We start from the raw sequence: 18,766 nt of genomic DNA, 5'->3' as shown, positions 1-18,766 counted from the left end.
ATAAGTGTCTTATCCAAACTATTTATTCCACAAAACTTAAAAGGGGAACCTAGAAATAAAAAGTTTAATTAATTATTCTCTCAATTAAATAAACATTCTAATTTAAAAAATAATGCTAATTAGTGGTGATAAAATAGGTATCGGTTTAAGACCTCCACATTATACGCAAATCATCAGGAAAAAGCCTGAAATTGATTGGGTAGAAGTGCATACAGAACACTTTATGAGTGACGGAGGCCCATTATTAGATATCTTATTTTCAATAGGGGAGATCTATCCTATAAGTTTTCATGGGGTAGGCTTATCTTTAGGTTCTGCCTGGGGACTAAGCAAGAATCATTTAAAACGAATTAAAACATTGATTAAGCGTTTTGAGCCAGTTCTAGTTTCAGATCATTTATCTTGGAGTAATAACGGGCGAGCTTATCTTCCTGATTTATTACCTATTCCTTATACTGAAGAAAGTTTAGTAATGATTGCGAATCATATTGATGAAGCGCAAAACTATTTACAAAGAACCTTGCTTATTGAAAATCCAACTTCTTATTTGGAGTATCGAAGTTCAACTTATTCAGAGGCTGAATTTTTAGCGGAGTTAGTAAAACGCACTGGGGCTCAAATTTTATTGGATGTGAATAATATTTTTGTGTCGTCTGTTAATCATGACTGGGATCCATATCAATACATCCAATCTATTCCTTCGGGAAAAGTACAAGAAATTCATTTGGCTGGACATTCAGTTCAGGTGTTTGATGAAAAAAATAGTTTGCTTTTAGATACCCATGATCGACCTGTATGTGAGGAAGTGTGGGGATTATATCAATATGCTGTAAACCGCATGGGGCATGTCCCCGCGTTGATTGAATGGGATGCGGATCTACCTGATTTGGAGGTTTTACTGAATGAAGCAAGAAAGTCAGTTAAATATAGCAACAATAAAGCAGATCCAGGAGGATTTTACCCAAGCAGTGTTTTACCAAAACGATAATGAACTGACAGAACATATCTCCAAAAATCAAGTAGATCCTGAGTTTAGACTCAGCATCTATCGAAACAATATTATGCTGAATTTATGTCGTGCGCTAGAAATTACCTATCCCTTTATTTGGAAGCTGATAGGGGAGGAGTGTGCCCATCAAATTGCCCGTATGTTTTGCCAAAAAGAAATGAATTTACCTGTAACAAATTGTCTTGATGATTGGGGGGCGAATTTTCCAGGATTTTTACAAGAAATTAATTCAATTCAACATCTTGTTTATTTGAAAGATATAGCAGAATTAGAATGGTTGATACATAAAAGTTACCGTGCCTTAGATTTTAAAAGCCTTAAACCCGGGAAATTACAAAAAAAGTTGGAAGGTTCAGGGGATTTACGTTTGGTTTTTAATCCTTCGGTGCATTTATTTTCATCACTGTATTCATTAAAAGAAATTATCGAGTTCATTGAGTGGCCAGATGGAAAAAAAATTGATCTACGTCACATTCCTTCTTATGCAGTGATTGCTCGTCAAAACAGCCAAGTAATCACTCATTGGATTTCTAAAGATCTGTTCTATTGGCTCGTATGCCTCAAAAATCGTACACCTTTGATGCATGCCTATGACCATATAACCACATTCAATCCTGATTTTGATTTGGTTGCAGGCTTAGAATTTATATTAAAAAATCGTTTATTGTGGAAATGCTTGAGTTGAAGTATCCAATTTGTTTGTCTCCTAACTCAGTAGTGATGGTTACTCAGCTAAAACCACCAAATCCATAGGATCGTCAACTCCTGCAACACTCCGGGATTTTCGTTCTATTTTTGGAGCTTCACTTTCATAGTTTTGTTTTAGCGCTTCTGTTAGTGTAGATGCAGTAGTTAATGCTTTTGAATGTTCCACTTTATTGTGCTTCTCTAATTTTGCGGCTAAATTCGCAGTTTCTCCTATCACTGTATATTCAAGTCGGTCTGCATTACCAATAACTCCAAAAACGATTTCTCCCACTGCCAGTCCCATACCCACATCAAGCACAAAATCTCCATTTTTTTTACGTGCTTCATTCCATACTAACAGCTTTGCAAGAATCTCATCTACTGCTCTTAAGGCATCTGCTGCATAAGTATTTGAAGGGGTGACCGCACCAAAACTCGCCATGATGCCATCTCCCATAAACTTATCAATCGTGCCATTATGTTTTTGAATGATTGGCACGAGCAAACGCTGATACTCTCCTAGTAATTGGATCAAGTCACTTGGTGACAGAGTTTTAGATGCTTTGGTAAAGCCGCGCATGTCGGTAAATAAAATTGCTGCATGACGTGTTTCTCCATAACCTGCTTGCAAAATCGAATCAGAGTGGATGATTTTTTCGGCAACGCTTAAGTCAAAAAAACGGGAGAGATCTTTTGCGGCACTGGTTTGCGCTACTGCTTGGAACAGTGTCTTTTGGGCGCGTTGGAGTACTAATGCCAAGATCACTGTAACTAAGAAAATAGATAAAAGTATATCGAATACTGCGCCTAAATAAACACTCTGGGTGGAAGCATAAGTTATATAGTCCCAGGTAATAACACTCATTCCGGTGCTGGATAAGGTTTGCCAAACAATAACAGTCCACCCTATAACTGCGGTAAAGCCTGAAAGTAATACCCATTCTGGTTCAAAACGCAACGCGCGAAGAGCTATCAGGATATAAACATAATTGATGTGGGTATTTTTTAAATTAATGGTTGCTGAGGTTTCATATTGTAGGTAATAAGTCCAGATAATAAACAGCAATAAGAACATTTCGGTGATGACGAATAATCCAAGTACTTTAGGGGTTAACTGATTTGTATAAGCAAACCATAACCGCGTTAATATTAGAATAGTAAATAATGATAAGCCCAAAGAGGTAGAATGCACTGGAGCATGAGGGGTATAACCTATAGGAGTTAAATAGTCTATGATCATCAACAAAAATATAACCCCTAATTGCACCCCGCCAACCAGTAATTCGCTTCGGTACTGTTGGGACTTCATATCATCTCTAATGCGCTGCGGTAATTGATTATAACTAAGCACTCTTTTCTCCTACGATGCGCTCACATAATCCTTTAGGTAACATGATGTATTCCTCTGGATCTCCATCCTTCGTTGCTTGCGCGGCACAGGAGTGTTTCGATGTCGCACAATCATTTTTACTCGCACGTACTACGCCATAACATCGCTCAAGCTCCTCTGTCTGGTTTTTTTCAGACAACCAATCAGTATTGGTATATAAAGCCACGAGCGAAGCACTTAAAGCTGCAGCAATAACGGCACTATTTTGAATCTTGCGTTTATTCATGATTTTAATCCCATTTAGGATTTATAAATATCGTTCTTTAATATGTGCAAAATAATAATCAGGATTTAATGTTTCACCTGTTGCTTGACGCAATAGTTCTGGAAAGGTTAATAACCTTCCTTTCTGATGTATATGTTCCCTCAGCCAAGCTAACAATGATTTGAAATTACCTTGCTGCAATTGATCTTTCAGATCCGGAATGGATTTCTTTACGGCTGAAAACAATTGAGCAGCAATTAATGCTCCAAATGTATAAGCAGGAAAGTATCCAAAAATTCCGGATGGCCAATGAACATCCTGCATCACGCCATTTTTATCATCGCCTTTGGTGGATAAGCCTAAATACCTTTGCATAGAGGTATCCCATACTTCCGGCAAATCAGCAACAGTAATCTCGGAAGAAAATAATAGTTGTTCTATTTCATAACGTAGTATTACATGTAAAGGATACGTTACTTCATCCGCATCAACCCGGATTGGGCTCGGTTGTACTTTCGTGTATTGAAAAAAAAGGTTTTCTGCAGTGATATGCTCTACATCTTTGAAATATTTTTGTGCTATGGGCTCAAGAAAACGGAGGTATTCCAGGCTTCTGCAAATTTGCATTTCAATAAACAAGGATTGACTTTCGTGCATAGCCATTCCTAAAGAATGACCCACAGGTTGTGTACTCCATTCTTTTGATAATCCTTGTTCATAAAGAGCATGACCCGTTTCATGGGTAATTGCCATTAAGGACGATAAAAACTCGTGATCGTTATAACGTGTTGTGATACGAACATCACTAGATATTCCACCACAGAATGGATGATGGCTTACATCAAGTCGCCCATGATTAAAATCAAATCCTAGACGAGCCATTATTTCCATTCCCAGTTGCTTTTGTTTTTCTACCGGAAAAGTTCCTGTAAGTGTTTTAATTTGCCTATTCTTTTGATTTTCAATAATACTGGGAATAAGTTGAGCCAGTTCTTGTTTTAATGAATTAAAAATCGGAGTAATTGTATTACAATCCAAATCTGGAGAATATTCATCAATTAATACATCCAACACTGGCTTATTAAATGTTTGGGATTTAATTTCAGCAATTGTTTTTACTTTTTGAAATAATTTTTCCAGGTAGGGTTTAAACGATTTCCAATCATTTTTTGCGCGTAATTCTCGCCATGCTTGACCACAAATTAAAGATTCATTAGTAAATTCTTCGACTAAATGCACGGGAATACAGGTCGCCTGTAGGTATTCTTTCTCCATCCAATAAAGATTCTTTTGCTGCCATAATGATAAACCCTCAATATCTTTTGCGTGTTTTATCAAGTCACCAACTTTTTTATCAGTTAACCAATCATGCTGAACAGCACTTAATGTAGCTAAAGCCTCTGCTCGGGCTTTCCCCCCACCAGGTGGCATCATGGATGCTTCATCCCAGGAGACAATTGCGGCTAGATTTTCAAAATCATAATACTTTTTAAAATGATGTTCTAACTGTTGGTATGCATTCATGTAGGGTTCTCATTAGTCTGTTTGGATTTAGGCATGCTTAAAAATATACATATTGAGATGATGCAATAAATTTATGGGTAGGGTCAAACTAAAGCCCTAGAGCATCGTTATCTATTTAGCTTAGAATTATTCTAACAATGTAAGCCCAAATTGATCGTGGAGTCAAAATTAACTGCACGAATTCACATAAATTTATTTTAAATCATTTGGTTATGTACGGTTTTTAAGACTATTTTCTAGAGAATGAATATCTGATGATAATTAAATTTGTACATTTGCTCTACCAAAATTTGTAAATTAACTGTAAACTTTTTCCTGAAAAGACATGACCGTTATAATGCGTGGTCATTTCAGAGGTATTTTTATTATCGGATATAATTATTAATTCTAAAGGAGCCATGTCATGCCTCATACACCACCTGCCTCACCTAATGCTGAAAGAAAAACTGAAGAAGCAAAAAATTTATACAGTTCCCAGGATAGTAGCTTTGATGAAAGCAGTTTTGAGGAAAGTAGTTTTGAGGAAAGTAGTTTTGAAGAAAGCGATGAAGAGAACTCCGAACTAAGCGAAGATGAAGGTAATGAGCAAACTTCTGAAGAGAGTTCGCAACCTACCACCGAGCCGACTGAAGAATCACCAGCCCCCCAAAATCATGCGGAAAGAAGAAATGCCAATACGCTCTTTGGTTTTGCTCCACGAGCCCCTCAAGTCTTTGTCTGTCAACATGGGCATTTACACCTTATAGATGCCATTGATGAAAACACTCTAATTTTCATGACCTTAAATGGCTCTCCTGAATTAATGCGTATGATAGCTCTCGCTACACTATTGACGGCTCTAGATTTAGATGAAGAAAAGAACTTGGAAGAACAAGTTGGTTCACAAACTGAGCAAAAGCCGGAAGAAGGACCAATAAAAGCAAGCGAAGAACAAAGTCAAAAAGAAGAAGAAAGTAGCGAGGAAGAAAATAACGAAAGTTGGGGTTATAACTACTTTTCAATGTAGCACTCGGACTCCGCAGCCAAAGTTGCGGAGTCCCTTATCTAAATAGGTGTTTTTTTACCCCCTCTAGAATGTCCAGCATTGATAATCCATACCAACATCTTATATCATCGCACCTAAAATGCGCTTCTGAAATTTAAAAAGGAACTAATAATAATGCGTATGCAATGGATGTTAATAGCACTCTTTACTTCAATGGCTCACGCCAACTTACCTTATTTTCCTTTAGACTTTCCTCGAGACGAGGCAGCACACCATCAAAACATACCCTACTCATTTACACACATGATTGAATGGTGGTACTTCAATGGCAAGTTGGTTACTGATGAGGGAAGGCATTTAAGTTTTGATGTTGCTTTATTTAATGCCGCTATAAATGTAAAAGGACGTGTCTATACACAACCCATGCTCCACATGCAACTTGCTGATTTGGACAATAAAATAGCCTATGGAGTAGGTAAAGATTATTTTGTTAATGAAGGTAAATTTGATACTGAAAAATTAAATATTATTGTAAAAAATGACTATAGTTTACAAAAAAAGGGTGAAAAAGAGAAAGAAGTTTATTTGTTGAACGCAGAAGCTCATCAAAATAACACTGCCTTAAAATTCAATTTAATTATGGAGCCAAAAGGATCTTTTTTCTTGATCAATGAAAATGGACTGATGCCAATGGCTGATAATACCAATTCATATTATTATTCCATACCTCATTTCAAAACAACGGGGACGCTTAAACTCAATGATAAGACGTATCAAATCAATCTAAATCCAGGTGATGCCTGGATGGACCATCAATGGGGCGACTTTAACCTTGACTCGAATGGGTGGGAGTGGTTTGGAGTGCGCCTGAATAATGGTATTGACGCCAATATCTTCCTTATCTTCAATTTTAATGATAACAAGGTAATTGGCGGGCTAGCAAACGTAATTTTGCCTTCTGGCGAAAAGCGATTTATTTCTTACCAAGATATGGAAGTGTTTCGCGAAGATTATTGGTTTGACCCCTTATTATCAATTCTTTATCCCACTACATACAGAATTAATATACCCAGCATTGGACTATCCCTTACGAATGTTGCCGCTTTTCCCGAGCAGGAAAAACATGGTTACTGGGAAGGATATTGCGAAGTATCAGGAAGCTATAATCAGCAAGAGGTTACTGGTTTTTCTTATACAGAAATTGTTTACAGCACTCCAAGCCTATCTGTTTTCTCCAATCTTGAGGGTAGTTCAGTGGTAGATGAAATTAGACCTGGTATAGTGTCTAAGGAAGAACTAACAAAGACTGAGTACAAATGAGATTTTTAATAAAGGCTATAATGAAATTTTTCCTGTTCTTTCCTTTCCTAGGAATGCTTCTTTTTGTTAAAGCCCTTGCGGTCAATGGAACTCCTGAATCGAAAGAGATTCAACTGCAGATAAATCAACTTTCAGAAATCAATAAAATAGCGACAAAAGTTGCACCTTCTCAATTGCCAAGTCCCTATAATGAATTATTGACTCAGCCCCTAATGACTAAAAGCATAGAAAAATATTATGCACGTAGTGCCATTATAAAAACAATTTTTGCAGCCCAGAGGCCTGAAAAAAATACTTATCAACGTACTATAGTTATGTTTATTGATAGCAAGAAAGAGAGAAATCAACCTGAGTTAGCCCAAACAAAAAAAGAAGTGATTGTAGTTGAGTTAGCATTTATTACGATGAACTTTAATGAGCTGCCCAAAAATATGATAGAAGAAATACTCCATACGAATACTCCTTTTGGTAAATTGCTCCTCAAGTATCATCTGGAAATAGTCACACAAGATCGAACGTATTATAAGGTTAGATGTGACCGTGCATTAGCCTCACTAATTAATTGCAAATTTAATGATTTCATCTATGGACGCACCAACAGTATTCTTAGGGCTGATAATAAAAAATGGCTTGCGCATGTTGTAGAGATTTTACCTAACCCTGCTGAGGTAGGTGAAGGAGGAAAACTACCCCCAGCTCCAGATTAATGCATATTAAATGTTTCTTATGATATTATAAAGCTCAATTTTCATGATGTCCTAATAGGACTCCAATTATTCAAAGTAAAGGAACGTGGTGATTTATGTGGAATGAAAAAGTAACAAAGCCTTTTCTGATTATTTATATTGGTCTGTTGTTCCTTGCAACCTTTTTCATCATTCCAACCATAACCAGTTTTTATTACTACGCTTGGGGTAAACAATTAGCTTGGTCTTATTTTGACGGACCACCCATGATTGCCTATTTTTTCCATATTTCTCGAGCAATTTTTGGGGATACTTTTTTTTCCATTAATATTATCGGTTTTTTATGCTTGATTGTAGGTGCTTATTATATATACAAAACCGGTACACTCTTGCACAACCAACAAACAGGATTAATTAGTGCGCTGATATGGGTTGTTTTGCCTACTACCACCGAAAGTGTTTTTGTTCGTGTTTTATATGATGCACCATTGAATTTATTTACGATTCTGTCGTTTTATTCTTTTGCGCGTTACATTTTATACAAACGCATTCTTGATGTGTATCTTTGTGCTTTATTTATTGCAGCAATGATCTTATCTAAATATACTGCTGTTGTAAGTGTGATGGGGCTTTTGGTCTATGTTATTTTTTCCAAACAGCGGCAACTTTTTAAAAATGGACATTTTTACTTAGCCTGTCTAATCATTATTTTAATGATTTCTCCTGTAATCTATTGGAATATCCAGCATGATTGGATCTCAATTACTTATTTATTAAATTTCCACAGTCAAACTCAAAATCATACTACCATATCCCATAGTCTCTTAAGGCTTTTAAGTACATTAGTAGTTAATTTTTCAGTTTTCCTCTTGTTGACTGCATTTGGATGGTATAAGTATCGAAAAACCCAGCCTACATCCGATAACCAAGTTTTGGAACTCACTTATGCAGTATTATTTGTAGGCTTATTATTTTGGTTCATATCAACCCTTCTGGGTGGAAGTGCCCGTGCTATTTACCTAACACCTCTAGGCATGAATATTGCCTTAGCAACAGGATATTTCATTACAAAATATAATTACCACCGTTTTTTTAAGTGCTGTTATCCCGTTTTTTTAATCTTTAGCCTCATGGTGATTGTTGTTAATTCATGGCCAATCGCAACATATATGAAAAAAGGTAAGTTTTACACGGTATTACAAAAAGCGATTAAAGAGCCAGAAATCATAAAAAAAGGACAGCCTATAGCTGCTGGATATTATACTAATGCTTCAGCGTTGAATTTTTTTATGCCCAATGAGTCAGTTCATGCAATTCCTTGCAACGATATCAATCAATATCAATACTGGGATAAAGCCTTTTTAGAAGCATTATCCAAAGGGGAAATTGCTAAAATCTACTATTTTGATTTTAAAGATACGAAACAATGTCCTGAACAATTTTTTAATCAATGCCGATCAGTCGCAACAATTTCTCACAATAAGATCATCCCAGTAATTCACAAATTAACTAAGCCAAGATATTTGTTTGTGTACGAATGTTCATCGCCACGTACCCAAATTTCAAATGCAAAGACCTAATATAACCAGGGAAACAGGAGCATAAATACTTGAGTTGGATGCCCTCGAGCTGCTCCTGAACTTATTTCTTGGTTCAGATTTTTCCGATTGCACTCCTAGTCTTATAAAGTAATAATACATTCTGAATTCCACCCGTCGCAAACATGTTGTGTTTGTATGGCTTATTTTATAAGGATGATAAATGAAACAAAAACTGCTCATTGGATTTACAGCTGTCGCTCTGACTTTTGCAAGCATATCTTATGCTGATTTTACCTTTTACTCGGGTTCAAATAAATGTGAAGATATTCCTGGAAATTGGGCTGGATCAGGTAAGGCTTCTAATTGGTTGATAGGGGAGTGTCATTACAATGGAGCAGGAACAGTTGGAGCTGTAGATACTACAGGTCATTTTGCGATTGAAGTCAATGCAGACAAACGTTCAGGAAGTCTTATATGTCCAGAACATCATTCAACGAAACTGCGTGGAATTTGTGTGAATGGAACGGTAACCATTAAGACAGAATACGGTAACTTGAACGGTATTTTTTCACAAAATTCAGGAAGCGCAAAAGGCAAGCTCACGGTTTCACCTGGCATGGACGTCGATGTTGCTATTCAATTTAAACGAGTTAGTTAGATAACTGGGAAGCGGGGAGGTGAAATTTAGAAAGTTTCGAGTCTAAATTTCACTTCGAGCGTCTAGACTTAATTTGAAGAAATAAGCCCTTTAGTTTAATGATTCTTTTAAAGTCACAATGTGCTGATAGGCTTCATTTATCCGTTCTTGGCTGATTTCTCCAGAGCGAACTTTGGCTTCAATAATATTGATGACTTGAATTGGGTCTTGTGATGGAACCGATAAATTATTACCAAATATCAGCATATCTGCACCTGCATTGATCGCCAATACTAAAGCTTGCTCAAGCCCATAATTATCGCTAATCGCCTTCATTTGCATATCGTCCGTGATGATAACCCCGCGGAAATGGAGTTGATTCCGTAGAAGCTCGGTTAAGATTTTATGAGATAGAGTGGCTGGCAATCCTGAGGGATCTAACTGACGATTCACGATATGTGCGGTCATAACCACTCCACATGCTTCAGGTGAATTCAGTGCGCGTTCAAAGGGTTCTAATTCGTAAGTTCGCCAAGTATCTGTAACATCGACAAAACCCTGATGTGAATCCTGGGTTGAGCTGCCATGCCCTGGAAAGTGTTTGTAAGCACATTGAATTTTCTGATTTAAGAAATGATGGCTATAAATATTTGCATAGCGTGTCACTTGTTTTGGATCACTAGAAAAACTTCGATTTTTTTTTCCAATGATTGGATTATCAGGGTTAACATTTACATCCAATTCTGGAGCAAAGTCTAAGTTAAATTCCGCCATTTTTAGAGTATGAGCCATAGGTGCAGCAGCAGTTTCTGCTTCTTTAACACTTCTATTACCCACTTCGGCTGCAGATAAAGTTGGAGGAAACCCGTATTGCTCTCCTAAACGATTGACTTGGCCCCCTTCATAATCTACCGAAATTAATAAAGGTAATTGCACTCGATGATGTTTTAAATTACCTTGTTCCGCAAAATATTGGAGCTCATGATTCAGCTTTTTTACTTGTTCTGGATTTTCAATATTCTTGTCAAATGTTTTTGTCCGAAAATTGTAGTCAAATAAGATAACACCACCGATATTATGATCTTCAATTGTTTTTACTATTGGGGATCGATTATTAATTTGTTTCCCATCAAAACCAATAAGAAGCATTTGACCAATTTTATCTCGTAAACTTACTTCGGTGGTAATACCAGCGAAACAACTTGCAGAGAAAAATAAAGTGAGAAAAAGCGAAAAAAAATAATTCATATGTGGTCCATATACTTACCAAATAGGTCAAAGTGTACCATTTAGTTCCAAATTGTTCAATCTGTATCTTATTTCGCCTATAGTAGTCCAGTATACCTTAGTGTTGAGAGTTGCTATTATTCGCTTATACATTATCAAATATTGTAGGAAATAGGCTATGACTACCGTCAGTGAATACTTTAATGAGAATTGGCAACGCTATCAAAGCACTATTAAAAATAATACCTTATATCATCGTGAAATGGTGCAGGCATTACAAAGATTTCTCTCGACTCATATAGGAAATCGTTCTTTTTCTTTTGTGGATGTTGGATGTGGTGACAGTAGTACGGTTGCTTCTGTACTTTCAGCTACCTCAATAGAAAGATATATAGGTATTGACGCAGCGCCAGACGTTTTAAAAATGGCTGAAAATACCTTGGCCTTACTTCCGTGTAAAAAAGAGTTCATTGCGGATAATATGACGGTGGCTCTTCCTCGTTTATCGGTTCCCGTGGATGTAATCTTTACCAGTTATGCTGTTCATCATTTATCCCTACAGGATAAAATCAACTTTATTGCTACTTGCAAACAAAAACTAAATCCCAATGGTTATTTGTTATTGATTGATGGTGTTCTTCAACTGGATCAGACACGGGAGGAATGGTTGAATGCTTTGAAATCACGTATTGTTGAAAGTAACCCTGATATTACTAATGACGAAATCATAGCACGGATGGAACATCCGCGTGCGGATGATTACCCCGAATCCATTGACACCTTCGCTCAAATTGCCCAGCAGCAATCCTGGAGTAATTTTCAAGTTCTTGTAGATAAAGGAATATTTGCTTTTATGGCCTTTTCTAAATAATATTTTGAGTTCCTTAGAACTTAGCGATTCTGAGGAATTTATCCATAACCCGTTTCGACATTAAGTATACAATTGCGCTTTTATTGCATTCATATAGATTTTATCAATTATTCCAATAATTAATGAAGCAGGGCCTGAAGCACTACTGGAAGTAGGCCCAACACATTCAGCATAAAAATGCACAGCATTCTTAGCTGCTAAAAATGGATCAGGAATTACAGAATTAAAAACACTGATAATTGCTGAAAGTAAATTGCTTATCCCCGCCACTTTTTGAACCAACTCAGAATCAAAATTAAATTGATTGATTTGATTCTCCTTAACAACGAGATGTCTTTTTCCACTGACTACAACAGATAATTTATATTTTTTTGATAATGATTTCGCATTATCTAATATCATTTTCTCTTCGAGTAGATGATTGTTACCTTGAATTATAAGTTCATCAGTCCCTAAACTCACAATTTCATTAGGATAGCCACGGATAATTGAAATTTGATGCATCTTTATCATTTTGGATACAACATCCGTTCGGTATCGACTTGCACCTGCTCCGACTGGATCTAAAATGATGGGGATATTCTTCTGGTTTGCTAGGGTACAGATGTAATTACTTAATTTAACAAATGGGTTATCTAATTTGCCTATATTGATTACCACGGCTTTAGAAATTCCCAATAGTTCTTCAACTTCTTCTTCCGCACTACACATTAATGGGAAACCACCAATACTACGTATTCCACTTGCTACATATCCCATTGGAAAATAATTGGTAATGTTTAAAATAAAAGGTTTTTGGTGTCTGATATTCCTCAAAGCTTCATTTACTTCGGGTGTCATGAAACAAATCCATTCTTCAACAAGTTCAATTAAAATTACTTTAGCGCACTTTTTTAATTAAGTGAATTCATAACGAGTATAAAGAATGATGCTATTTAAAAGGATGATTTGCTTTTTCAAGCATGTCGAACTAAGTTTAAATTTGAAGGAATTTTAATCTCAAGGAGAGTATAAATGTCAAAACATGATAAATTTAAAAAAGAGTCACAAGATGCACGTCGCCATGATCAACAGCACTCTACTCATCCTGATAAGATGAAACCTACTCACGAAAAAACTAAATTAGAGACCCATTCTAATAAGAAGAAGTAGAATAAAGTAAAGATAATTTGTTACAAGCCTTACCTTCTAAGGTAAGGCTTTGTTTGACGGTATTAATAACAGCGTAATTGTCCCCAAACATTTCTCCAGCAGCCTGGATGGTATGGAGCGGGTCTTGCATTGGGTCCTGGGCTGTTGTATACGCACATGCCATATATATTCCTATGAAATCCATGTCCACAACCTTGAGCTGCGCTGGCAATAGACGTATAACCTAGGGCGAAGAATAATGAACCGACTATAATTGCTGTACGTACTATTTTTGAAAGATAGAAACTTGTATCCATTACATCCTCCTTGGGTTTATCTTTTTTTTCACTCAGCTTAAGTATAGAGTTTATTTTTTAATTTGCATAAAATTTAAGCAAATATCTTTGATAGTTTCTATATGATTGTAAATCGCTGAAAATATCTTTTTTAAACATACTTTTGAAGTGAGTTTAAATTCAAGGAGATGCTTAAAAATTGCTTACCACGACTCATCCCATAAACTTAATTGTTTGTAGGTTGAATCTTCTTTTTTGCAAAATTTGCTGATTTCTAAATCTGGAGAGGGTTCGATATTTAAGTGGAATTTTTTACAGGCAAGGTGGAATCGAGTTTTTAATAGATTGGCATATTCCCCCTCTCCTCGCATTCGAATTCCAAATCGGGAATCGTATTCTTTTCCACCGCGCATTTGACGAATTAGGCTCATTACATGCTCGGCTCTTTCTGGGAAGTGTTTGGTAAGCCATTCTTTGAATAATTCTTTTACTTCGTAAGGTAGTCTAATTAACACATAACTGGCATGTTTGGCCCCACTCTCTGCTGCAGTCTTCATGATTTTTTCCAATTCCATGTCATTGATCATCGGAATGATAGGGGCAATCATGACACGCGAGGGTATTCCATGGTCAGTTAAGTGTTTAATTATTCTGATTCGTCCTGCCGGTGCAGTAGTTCTTGGCTCCATAATTCTTTTCAAATCTTTTGATAGAGAGGTGATACTTACTGCAACTCGAACTAGATTTTGTGCAGCCATGGAGGACAGGATATCCAAATCACGTTCTATGAGCGCATTTTTTGTAATGATAATCACAGGATGACGATGAGCAGCTAATACGTTTAAAAGACTACGCGTAATAGCAAGCTTTGCTTCTGCAGGTTGATAAGGATCTGTATTTGCACCTAAGACAATAGGTTTGCAATGATAACTTGCTTTATTAATTTCTGTTTCCAAAAGTTTTGCAGCGTCCACTTTATAAAAGATTTTGGTTTCAAAATCGATTCCAGGAGATAAATTAACATATGAATGACTGGGTCTGGCATAACAATAAATACATCCATGTTCGCACCCTCGATAGGGGTTAATTGACTGCTCAAAACCAATATCAGGAGAGTCATTATGACTAATGACTGATTTGGCGCGTTCGGGTAATAAAAAAGTTTCTAAAGGAGGAAGGATCTCTTCTTCTATATCCCAGCCATCAGCGAAATGTTCACGGGTTTGCGGTTCAAATCGACCGTCTGGATTGCTTAGAGCACCTCGATTTTTAAGAGTCAGATTAGGTTTCATAACAGCAGAGACTAAAATAAATGCTGGTTATTGTACCATTAATGCCCAAAGAAACAGAGGAAAAACTGGAAGATGTCTTATTGATTAGGCCGATTTATTAATGAGGCCGTCATTCTCGATATGCATGTTAGTTTTCCTTCTTCATTAAAAATTTTCACGTCCCAAACTTGAGTAGAACGTCCCAGGTGAAAAGGGGAGGTAATTGCTGTGACTATTCCTTCTTTAACCGAACGAATATGATTGGCATTAATTTCCAAACCGACACAAAAAAATTGATTCACATCAATAACTGCATTTGCTGCAGTACTGGCAACTGTTTCGGATAACGCGACATTAGCCCCTCCATGAAGAATACCTATAGGTTGTCTGGTGCGAGCATTTACTGGCATCGTTGCTTTTAAGAAATCATCACCTATTTCAATAAATTCAATGCCAAGAAATTCAGACATGGTATTTTTTCCGAACCGATTGAGAGCATCTAGAGTAATTTCTTTAAACCATATAGCCATTTTTATCTCCTTTAAGGACGCTCAAATTTGTAAAATGTAAAAAGACACTAAAATAAGATAAACTTTATTTCTCCAAAAACCAATAAGAAATTTTTATGACAAATCAAGCATGCATGAGATGTTATATCTCGGGAAAAGTCCAAGGAGTATGGTATCGCGCTTCAGCACAGAGAGAAGCGATTAAGTTAGATATCACAGGATGGGCGCGAAATTTGGACGATGGGCGCGTAGAGGTTTTTGCTTGCGGGACAACTGACAAGTTAAAATTATTTTATGCATGGTTAAAAAAAGGTCCCCAACTTGCTTTTGTAGAGGAATGTACTTACGAAGAAGTCAATTGGCAAGAGCATCAAGGATTTGATACTTTTTAATGAAACATAGGTATACCTGGGAGGCAGAGCGGTGCTTTTCCTGTTACTTAGAGTATACCTTAATAAAATATTCTATGGATTCAATTAATCGTGAGACTTGATCGGGTACAAATATTTCAAGTTGCGCAAAAACATGGATCATCCCTTTAAATTCCTCTAATTCAACGGTAACTCCTAGGTTTTTTATTTTTTTTGCAAAATCAATTGCTTCATCAAATAGTGGATCATATTCAGCAGCCGCAATATAGCAAGGCGGTAATAATTCCAAATGTTTAAAATACATCGGTGATGCTTGAATTCGATCTCCACCATTTTTGAAATAATTGTCAAAATACCATTTAATTTTGTCGCGTGTAAGTAAATATCCTTCTCCATTTCGTTGATACGATTGATAGTTCATGGAAAAATCTACAGACGGATAAATTAATACTAATCCTTTAATCGCTTGATCCCCAAGCTCTTTCATTTGATGACAGACAGAGAGTGCTAAATTCCCACCAGCACTGTCACCTGCTAAAAAAACATGCTGGGTATCCACTTGAAACTCTTTGAGTAATGCAACTCTTTGCTCAAAAACAGCAATACAATCCATCAGTCCCGCTGGATAAGGAAATTCCGGAGCTAATCGATATCCCACAGAAACGACTACAACTTGACAGGTAACCGCAATTCGTCGACAAAGTGCATCATGGGTATCTAGACTTCCTGATAAATGTCCACCACCATGGAAATAAATAATTAAGGATAATTTTTTTTGGGGGGCGGGATGATAAATTCGTGTGGGTATCTCAAGATCAGCAACCCGTAATACAGGATTGCTTACTAAAGGTACGTATACTTTGGGTAGAGCAAAAGCCTCGGCTGTTTTTTCAGCAAGATCACGTACTTCCTCCGGAATAAGGACAGCTTGCTTTGTATGGGTCAAATCCAAGAAGTTTTGTAATGATTGTGGTATATGACCCTGTCCCATTGCTGCCTCCCTCTGCAGAACTATAGTGTCGATGGTTAATCTGAATCTCCTGATAACAGCAACGTATTATTTACCCTTAAAGCCTTTATCAGCAAGAGTCCAACAACCAGGAGCCAAATAATACCTAAAATAATAATAAAACTTAATAAAGGATTTACCATCAGATAACCCATAACTATCACACCCAGTGTTGCAAAACACATGTTAACAAAACTCATCATTGCTGCAGCGCTGGCTTTGTCACTCAGTGCATTTGAAGCAACAAATGACCCACCTGAAAATAAGAAACTGCTAAATAAATAAAGACTTCCTGTGATTAGGAAGAACCACAATGAAGATTCGCTTTTTATGTGCCACATCATCAATAAATTAAATATGCCTAAAGCAACTCCTAAAAAGCCAATGGCAATGAGTCGATTTGCCGAGAAACGAGCCAGTAATTGTTTGGCTAATAATCCTCCACAGAGCATGCCAATGATGTTGAGAATATTCCAATAGCCATACTCTGCTGCTGAGAGTTTCAATATTTCTTCAGCTATTTGAGGACCTGCAGCAGAAAAACAGTACGAAATTGCAGAGCAACATCCTACTACTAATGAAAAAATTACTAATTTAGCAGAAGTCAATGCAGCATAGTAATCACGGATAATGGCCAAGACGTGTATTGATTTGGGATGAGTTAAGGTTTCACTAAACACGCACGTTCCCCAGAGCATAATTACGCCATGTACCAGTAATATCCAAAAACATCCTTGCCAATTGAGGTATTCTGTAATTAATCCACCAAGTACTACAGCGATTCCGATGCCAAGAGCAAAAGACAACACAGAATAGGCCATAGCAGTTTTTCTTTGAGTTTCGGGTAACCATTCATTGATTAACATGAATGTACAGGCAAGTCCGCTTGCCGCACCTAAAGCCGTTATGAGGCGTCCCCCGATTAGTAACCAATAACTTCCTTGTAATAAAGCGAACAAACAAATGAGAATGCCAAATAAATTAATCAACAGTCCTGTACGTAGGGCTTTTAAGCGTCCATAGCGATTAGCAAGAGGTGCATAGACCAATTGCCCTACTACATACCCAATTAAAAAAGCAGAAACTATCCATTCGATAATACCCGGACCTAGAGCATATTCAGATTGAATTTTTGGAAGAGCAGGGGTAATAATCGCTGCTGAAACTGAAGCGATGGAGATGTAGTTGAGCAACCAAAACAGATTAAATGAAGATGGTTTTCCAGTTGCGCTCATGATTGTCCTTAATGAAACTTAAAAATAAAGGGGTCCCATTGTAAGTTCTTCTTTATCTTAGTCAACATATTCTTTTACTGTGTGAACGCATTCTGACCCATAGTTTAGGTATTCCAGAACCTGATCGGAGCTTATTCTATAGGGGCTTTGCGAAATGTTCTCACGGTTTTGTTTGTAGTATTATCGATAATTTCACCGCGGATATCATCAAAGTGCCCATTAACTTGAATCAACATCCATGTGTACAGCTGATCAAGATCATCTCCTGTTTGGGTCGCAATCATAGCTTCTTTACAGTAAACATTTGCAGTAAATTGCTTGCTCATTTTAAAGAATCCTTTGATCCAAACATATATATAAGTTTAGCTATTTTTGCCTGATTCACCACGTTATAAAGGTGGATATTCTACTATAATTTAAATAGGAGAGTTTTATATCAGGAGATTGTTATGGGTACCAATTTTTTAGCAGCAGTGCTAGGTTGGTATCTGGTAATTGTGAGCTTGCTTTTACTTGTACGACGTGAAATTGTAGTTACCGCGATGAGGGAATTAATGGGGCAACGAGCGGTCATGTTGGTTGTTGGCATAATAACATTAATAATTGGATTATTAATGGTTCTGAGTCATAACGTATGGGTATTAGGTTGGCCTGTTATTGTAACCGTCTTTGCGTGGTTAATACTGATTGGCGGCTTATTTAGGCTCTATTTTCCAGATACCGTATATAAAGTTTGGAATAAAATGATAACTAAGACGGAACTATTCATTATAAGTGGGGTAATTACATTACTCATCGGTCTATTCTTACTGTACAAAGTGTATTTCGGTTGATGCAATGTATAAACTGGGGAGCACCCCCA

Annotated in this window: 22 protein-coding genes; 11 read left to right on the top strand and 11 right to left on the bottom strand. The window is 36.8% G+C overall.

Features of this window, described 5'->3' with window-relative positions; all coding sequences use genetic code 11:
• Positions 1–112: 112 nt before the first annotated feature.
• Entirely contained in the window at positions 113–988 is an 876-nt protein-coding gene (bufB, locus tag ACWTE2_RS32105) for an MNIO family bufferin maturase (RefSeq protein WP_454785952.1), read from the top strand.
• Positions 903–1,694 carry an HvfC/BufC N-terminal domain-containing protein gene (locus ACWTE2_RS32100; protein ID WP_454785951.1) on the top strand — a complete coding sequence of 264 codons (792 nt, stop codon included), beginning with the start codon at positions 903–905 and terminating at the stop codon, positions 1,692–1,694. Before bufB ends, ACWTE2_RS32100 begins: the two co-directional genes overlap by 86 nt.
• 39 nt (positions 1,695–1,733) lie before the next feature.
• Here ACWTE2_RS32100 and ACWTE2_RS32095 read toward each other — a convergent pair whose 3' ends face one another.
• Genes ACWTE2_RS32095 through ACWTE2_RS32085 form a run of 3 tightly spaced genes read right to left on the bottom strand, consistent with a single transcriptional unit; the run spans position 1,734 to position 4,815 of the window.
• Positions 1,734–3,047, bottom strand: coding sequence for an adenylate/guanylate cyclase domain-containing protein (locus ACWTE2_RS32095; protein ID WP_454785950.1), 1,314 nt, complete (start codon positions 3,045–3,047; stop codon positions 1,734–1,736).
• The gene (locus ACWTE2_RS32090; protein ID WP_454785949.1) at positions 3,040–3,312 is read right to left on the bottom strand and encodes a BufA1 family periplasmic bufferin-type metallophore; all 273 of its coding nucleotides are present in this window, start codon (positions 3,310–3,312) and stop codon (positions 3,040–3,042) included. The genes ACWTE2_RS32095 and ACWTE2_RS32090 overlap by 8 nt, the downstream gene beginning before the upstream one ends.
• 21 nt (positions 3,313–3,333) lie before the next feature.
• The gene (locus ACWTE2_RS32085) at positions 3,334–4,815 is read right to left on the bottom strand and encodes a carboxypeptidase M32 (protein ID WP_454785948.1); all 1,482 of its coding nucleotides are present in this window, start codon (positions 4,813–4,815) and stop codon (positions 3,334–3,336) included.
• Positions 4,816–5,218: 403 nt separating this feature from the next.
• Between ACWTE2_RS32085 and ACWTE2_RS32080 the strand changes: the two genes are divergently transcribed.
• The 5 genes from ACWTE2_RS32080 (at position 5,219) to ACWTE2_RS32060 (ending at position 10,005) form a co-directional block, all read left to right on the top strand.
• On the top strand, positions 5,219–5,821 hold the full coding sequence (locus ACWTE2_RS32080; RefSeq protein ID WP_182393178.1) for a hypothetical protein: 603 nt from the start codon (positions 5,219–5,221) through the stop codon (positions 5,819–5,821).
• A 153-nt stretch (positions 5,822–5,974) separates the two neighbouring features.
• Complete coding sequence (locus tag ACWTE2_RS32075; protein ID WP_454785947.1) at positions 5,975–7,120, top strand: lipocalin-like domain-containing protein; 1,146 nt, start codon at positions 5,975–5,977, stop codon at positions 7,118–7,120.
• Positions 7,117–7,827, top strand: coding sequence for a hypothetical protein (locus ACWTE2_RS32070; RefSeq protein WP_454785946.1), 711 nt, complete (start codon positions 7,117–7,119; stop codon positions 7,825–7,827). Before ACWTE2_RS32075 ends, ACWTE2_RS32070 begins: the two co-directional genes overlap by 4 nt.
• Positions 7,828–7,922: 95 nt before the next feature.
• Positions 7,923–9,386, top strand: a complete 1,464-nt coding sequence (locus ACWTE2_RS32065) for an ArnT family glycosyltransferase (protein ID WP_454785945.1) — start codon at positions 7,923–7,925, stop codon at positions 9,384–9,386.
• A gap of 181 nt (positions 9,387–9,567) precedes the next feature.
• A complete protein-coding gene (locus ACWTE2_RS32060; protein WP_454785944.1) occupies positions 9,568–10,005 on the top strand; it encodes a hypothetical protein in 438 nt (145 codons plus the stop codon).
• 90 nt (positions 10,006–10,095) lie between these two features.
• Here the strand turns inward: ACWTE2_RS32060 and ACWTE2_RS32055 are convergent, their stop codons facing one another.
• The gene (locus ACWTE2_RS32055) at positions 10,096–11,232 is read right to left on the bottom strand and encodes a glycoside hydrolase family 3 protein (RefSeq protein WP_454785943.1); all 1,137 of its coding nucleotides are present in this window, start codon (positions 11,230–11,232) and stop codon (positions 10,096–10,098) included.
• Between the two features lie 157 nt (positions 11,233–11,389).
• On the opposite strand from ACWTE2_RS32055, the gene ACWTE2_RS32050 reads away from it, so the two are divergent.
• The gene (locus ACWTE2_RS32050) at positions 11,390–12,082 is read left to right on the top strand and encodes a class I SAM-dependent methyltransferase (protein ID WP_454785942.1); all 693 of its coding nucleotides are present in this window, start codon (positions 11,390–11,392) and stop codon (positions 12,080–12,082) included.
• A 60-nt stretch (positions 12,083–12,142) separates the two neighbouring features.
• Here the strand turns inward: ACWTE2_RS32050 and thiM are convergent, their stop codons facing one another.
• A complete protein-coding gene (gene thiM, locus ACWTE2_RS32045) occupies positions 12,143–12,922 on the bottom strand; it encodes a hydroxyethylthiazole kinase (RefSeq protein ID WP_454785941.1) in 780 nt (259 codons plus the stop codon).
• A gap of 174 nt (positions 12,923–13,096) precedes the next feature.
• Between thiM and ACWTE2_RS32040 the strand changes: the two genes are divergently transcribed.
• Positions 13,097–13,234, top strand: a complete 138-nt coding sequence (locus tag ACWTE2_RS32040) for a hypothetical protein (RefSeq protein WP_454785940.1) — start codon at positions 13,097–13,099, stop codon at positions 13,232–13,234.
• A 62-nt stretch (positions 13,235–13,296) separates the two neighbouring features.
• Here ACWTE2_RS32040 and ACWTE2_RS32035 read toward each other — a convergent pair whose 3' ends face one another.
• The 3 genes from ACWTE2_RS32035 to ACWTE2_RS32025 all read right to left on the bottom strand — a co-directional run bounded on the left by ACWTE2_RS32035 (position 13,297) and on the right by ACWTE2_RS32025 (position 15,310).
• Entirely contained in the window at positions 13,297–13,530 is a 234-nt protein-coding gene (locus ACWTE2_RS32035) for a GCG_CRPN prefix-to-repeats domain-containing protein (protein ID WP_454785939.1), read from the bottom strand.
• A gap of 182 nt (positions 13,531–13,712) precedes the next feature.
• On the bottom strand, positions 13,713–14,801 hold the full coding sequence (locus ACWTE2_RS32030; RefSeq protein ID WP_454785938.1) for a PA0069 family radical SAM protein: 1,089 nt from the start codon (positions 14,799–14,801) through the stop codon (positions 13,713–13,715).
• Positions 14,802–14,878: 77 nt separating this feature from the next.
• Positions 14,879–15,310, bottom strand: coding sequence for a hotdog fold thioesterase (locus ACWTE2_RS32025; protein ID WP_454785937.1), 432 nt, complete (start codon positions 15,308–15,310; stop codon positions 14,879–14,881).
• Positions 15,311–15,405: 95 nt separating this feature from the next.
• On the opposite strand from ACWTE2_RS32025, the gene ACWTE2_RS32020 reads away from it, so the two are divergent.
• The gene (locus tag ACWTE2_RS32020) at positions 15,406–15,681 is read left to right on the top strand and encodes an acylphosphatase (RefSeq protein WP_182393189.1); all 276 of its coding nucleotides are present in this window, start codon (positions 15,406–15,408) and stop codon (positions 15,679–15,681) included.
• A 43-nt stretch (positions 15,682–15,724) separates the two neighbouring features.
• Here ACWTE2_RS32020 and ACWTE2_RS32015 read toward each other — a convergent pair whose 3' ends face one another.
• From ACWTE2_RS32015 to ACWTE2_RS32005, 3 genes are all read right to left on the bottom strand, one after another.
• Positions 15,725–16,651 carry an alpha/beta hydrolase gene (locus ACWTE2_RS32015; protein WP_454785936.1) on the bottom strand — a complete coding sequence of 309 codons (927 nt, stop codon included), beginning with the start codon at positions 16,649–16,651 and terminating at the stop codon, positions 15,725–15,727.
• 35 nt (positions 16,652–16,686) lie between these two features.
• Entirely contained in the window at positions 16,687–17,904 is a 1,218-nt protein-coding gene (locus tag ACWTE2_RS32010; protein ID WP_454785935.1) for an MFS transporter, read from the bottom strand.
• A gap of 131 nt (positions 17,905–18,035) precedes the next feature.
• Entirely contained in the window at positions 18,036–18,230 is a 195-nt protein-coding gene (locus ACWTE2_RS32005; protein WP_454785934.1) for a hypothetical protein, read from the bottom strand.
• Between the two features lie 123 nt (positions 18,231–18,353).
• On the opposite strand from ACWTE2_RS32005, the gene ACWTE2_RS32000 reads away from it, so the two are divergent.
• Complete coding sequence (locus tag ACWTE2_RS32000; protein ID WP_182393193.1) at positions 18,354–18,737, top strand: hypothetical protein; 384 nt, start codon at positions 18,354–18,356, stop codon at positions 18,735–18,737.
• Positions 18,738–18,766: the final 29 nt, after the last annotated feature.

This window comes from Legionella nigrisilvae (genome assembly GCF_977063395.2).
This window is presented reverse-complemented; position numbering and strand designations above follow the sequence as displayed.

Coding starts and splice junctions, on each gene's coding strand:
- bufB (WP_454785952.1), top strand. CDS start 113: ATGCTAATTAGTGGTGATAAAATAGGTATCGGTTTAAGACCTCCACAT.
- ACWTE2_RS32100 (WP_454785951.1), top strand. CDS start 903: ATGAAGCAAGAAAGTCAGTTAAATATAGCAACAATAAAGCAGATCCAG.
- ACWTE2_RS32090 (WP_454785949.1), bottom strand. CDS start 3,312: ATGAATAAACGCAAGATTCAAAATAGTGCCGTTATTGCTGCAGCTTTA.
- ACWTE2_RS32085 (WP_454785948.1), bottom strand. CDS start 4,815: ATGAATGCATACCAACAGTTAGAACATCATTTTAAAAAGTATTATGAT.
- ACWTE2_RS32080 (WP_182393178.1), top strand. CDS start 5,219: ATGCCTCATACACCACCTGCCTCACCTAATGCTGAAAGAAAAACTGAA.
- ACWTE2_RS32075 (WP_454785947.1), top strand. CDS start 5,975: ATGCGTATGCAATGGATGTTAATAGCACTCTTTACTTCAATGGCTCAC.
- ACWTE2_RS32070 (WP_454785946.1), top strand. CDS start 7,117: ATGAGATTTTTAATAAAGGCTATAATGAAATTTTTCCTGTTCTTTCCT.
- ACWTE2_RS32065 (WP_454785945.1), top strand. CDS start 7,923: ATGTGGAATGAAAAAGTAACAAAGCCTTTTCTGATTATTTATATTGGT.
- ACWTE2_RS32060 (WP_454785944.1), top strand. CDS start 9,568: ATGAAACAAAAACTGCTCATTGGATTTACAGCTGTCGCTCTGACTTTT.
- ACWTE2_RS32055 (WP_454785943.1), bottom strand. CDS start 11,232: ATGAATTATTTTTTTTCGCTTTTTCTCACTTTATTTTTCTCTGCAAGT.
- ACWTE2_RS32050 (WP_454785942.1), top strand. CDS start 11,390: ATGACTACCGTCAGTGAATACTTTAATGAGAATTGGCAACGCTATCAA.
- thiM (WP_454785941.1), bottom strand. CDS start 12,922: ATGACACCCGAAGTAAATGAAGCTTTGAGGAATATCAGACACCAAAAA.
- ACWTE2_RS32040 (WP_454785940.1), top strand. CDS start 13,097: ATGTCAAAACATGATAAATTTAAAAAAGAGTCACAAGATGCACGTCGC.
- ACWTE2_RS32035 (WP_454785939.1), bottom strand. CDS start 13,530: ATGGATACAAGTTTCTATCTTTCAAAAATAGTACGTACAGCAATTATA.
- ACWTE2_RS32030 (WP_454785938.1), bottom strand. CDS start 14,801: ATGAAACCTAATCTGACTCTTAAAAATCGAGGTGCTCTAAGCAATCCA.
- ACWTE2_RS32025 (WP_454785937.1), bottom strand. CDS start 15,310: ATGGCTATATGGTTTAAAGAAATTACTCTAGATGCTCTCAATCGGTTC.
- ACWTE2_RS32020 (WP_182393189.1), top strand. CDS start 15,406: ATGACAAATCAAGCATGCATGAGATGTTATATCTCGGGAAAAGTCCAA.
- ACWTE2_RS32015 (WP_454785936.1), bottom strand. CDS start 16,651: ATGGGACAGGGTCATATACCACAATCATTACAAAACTTCTTGGATTTG.
- ACWTE2_RS32010 (WP_454785935.1), bottom strand. CDS start 17,904: ATGAGCGCAACTGGAAAACCATCTTCATTTAATCTGTTTTGGTTGCTC.
- ACWTE2_RS32005 (WP_454785934.1), bottom strand. CDS start 18,230: ATGAGCAAGCAATTTACTGCAAATGTTTACTGTAAAGAAGCTATGATT.
- ACWTE2_RS32000 (WP_182393193.1), top strand. CDS start 18,354: ATGGGTACCAATTTTTTAGCAGCAGTGCTAGGTTGGTATCTGGTAATT.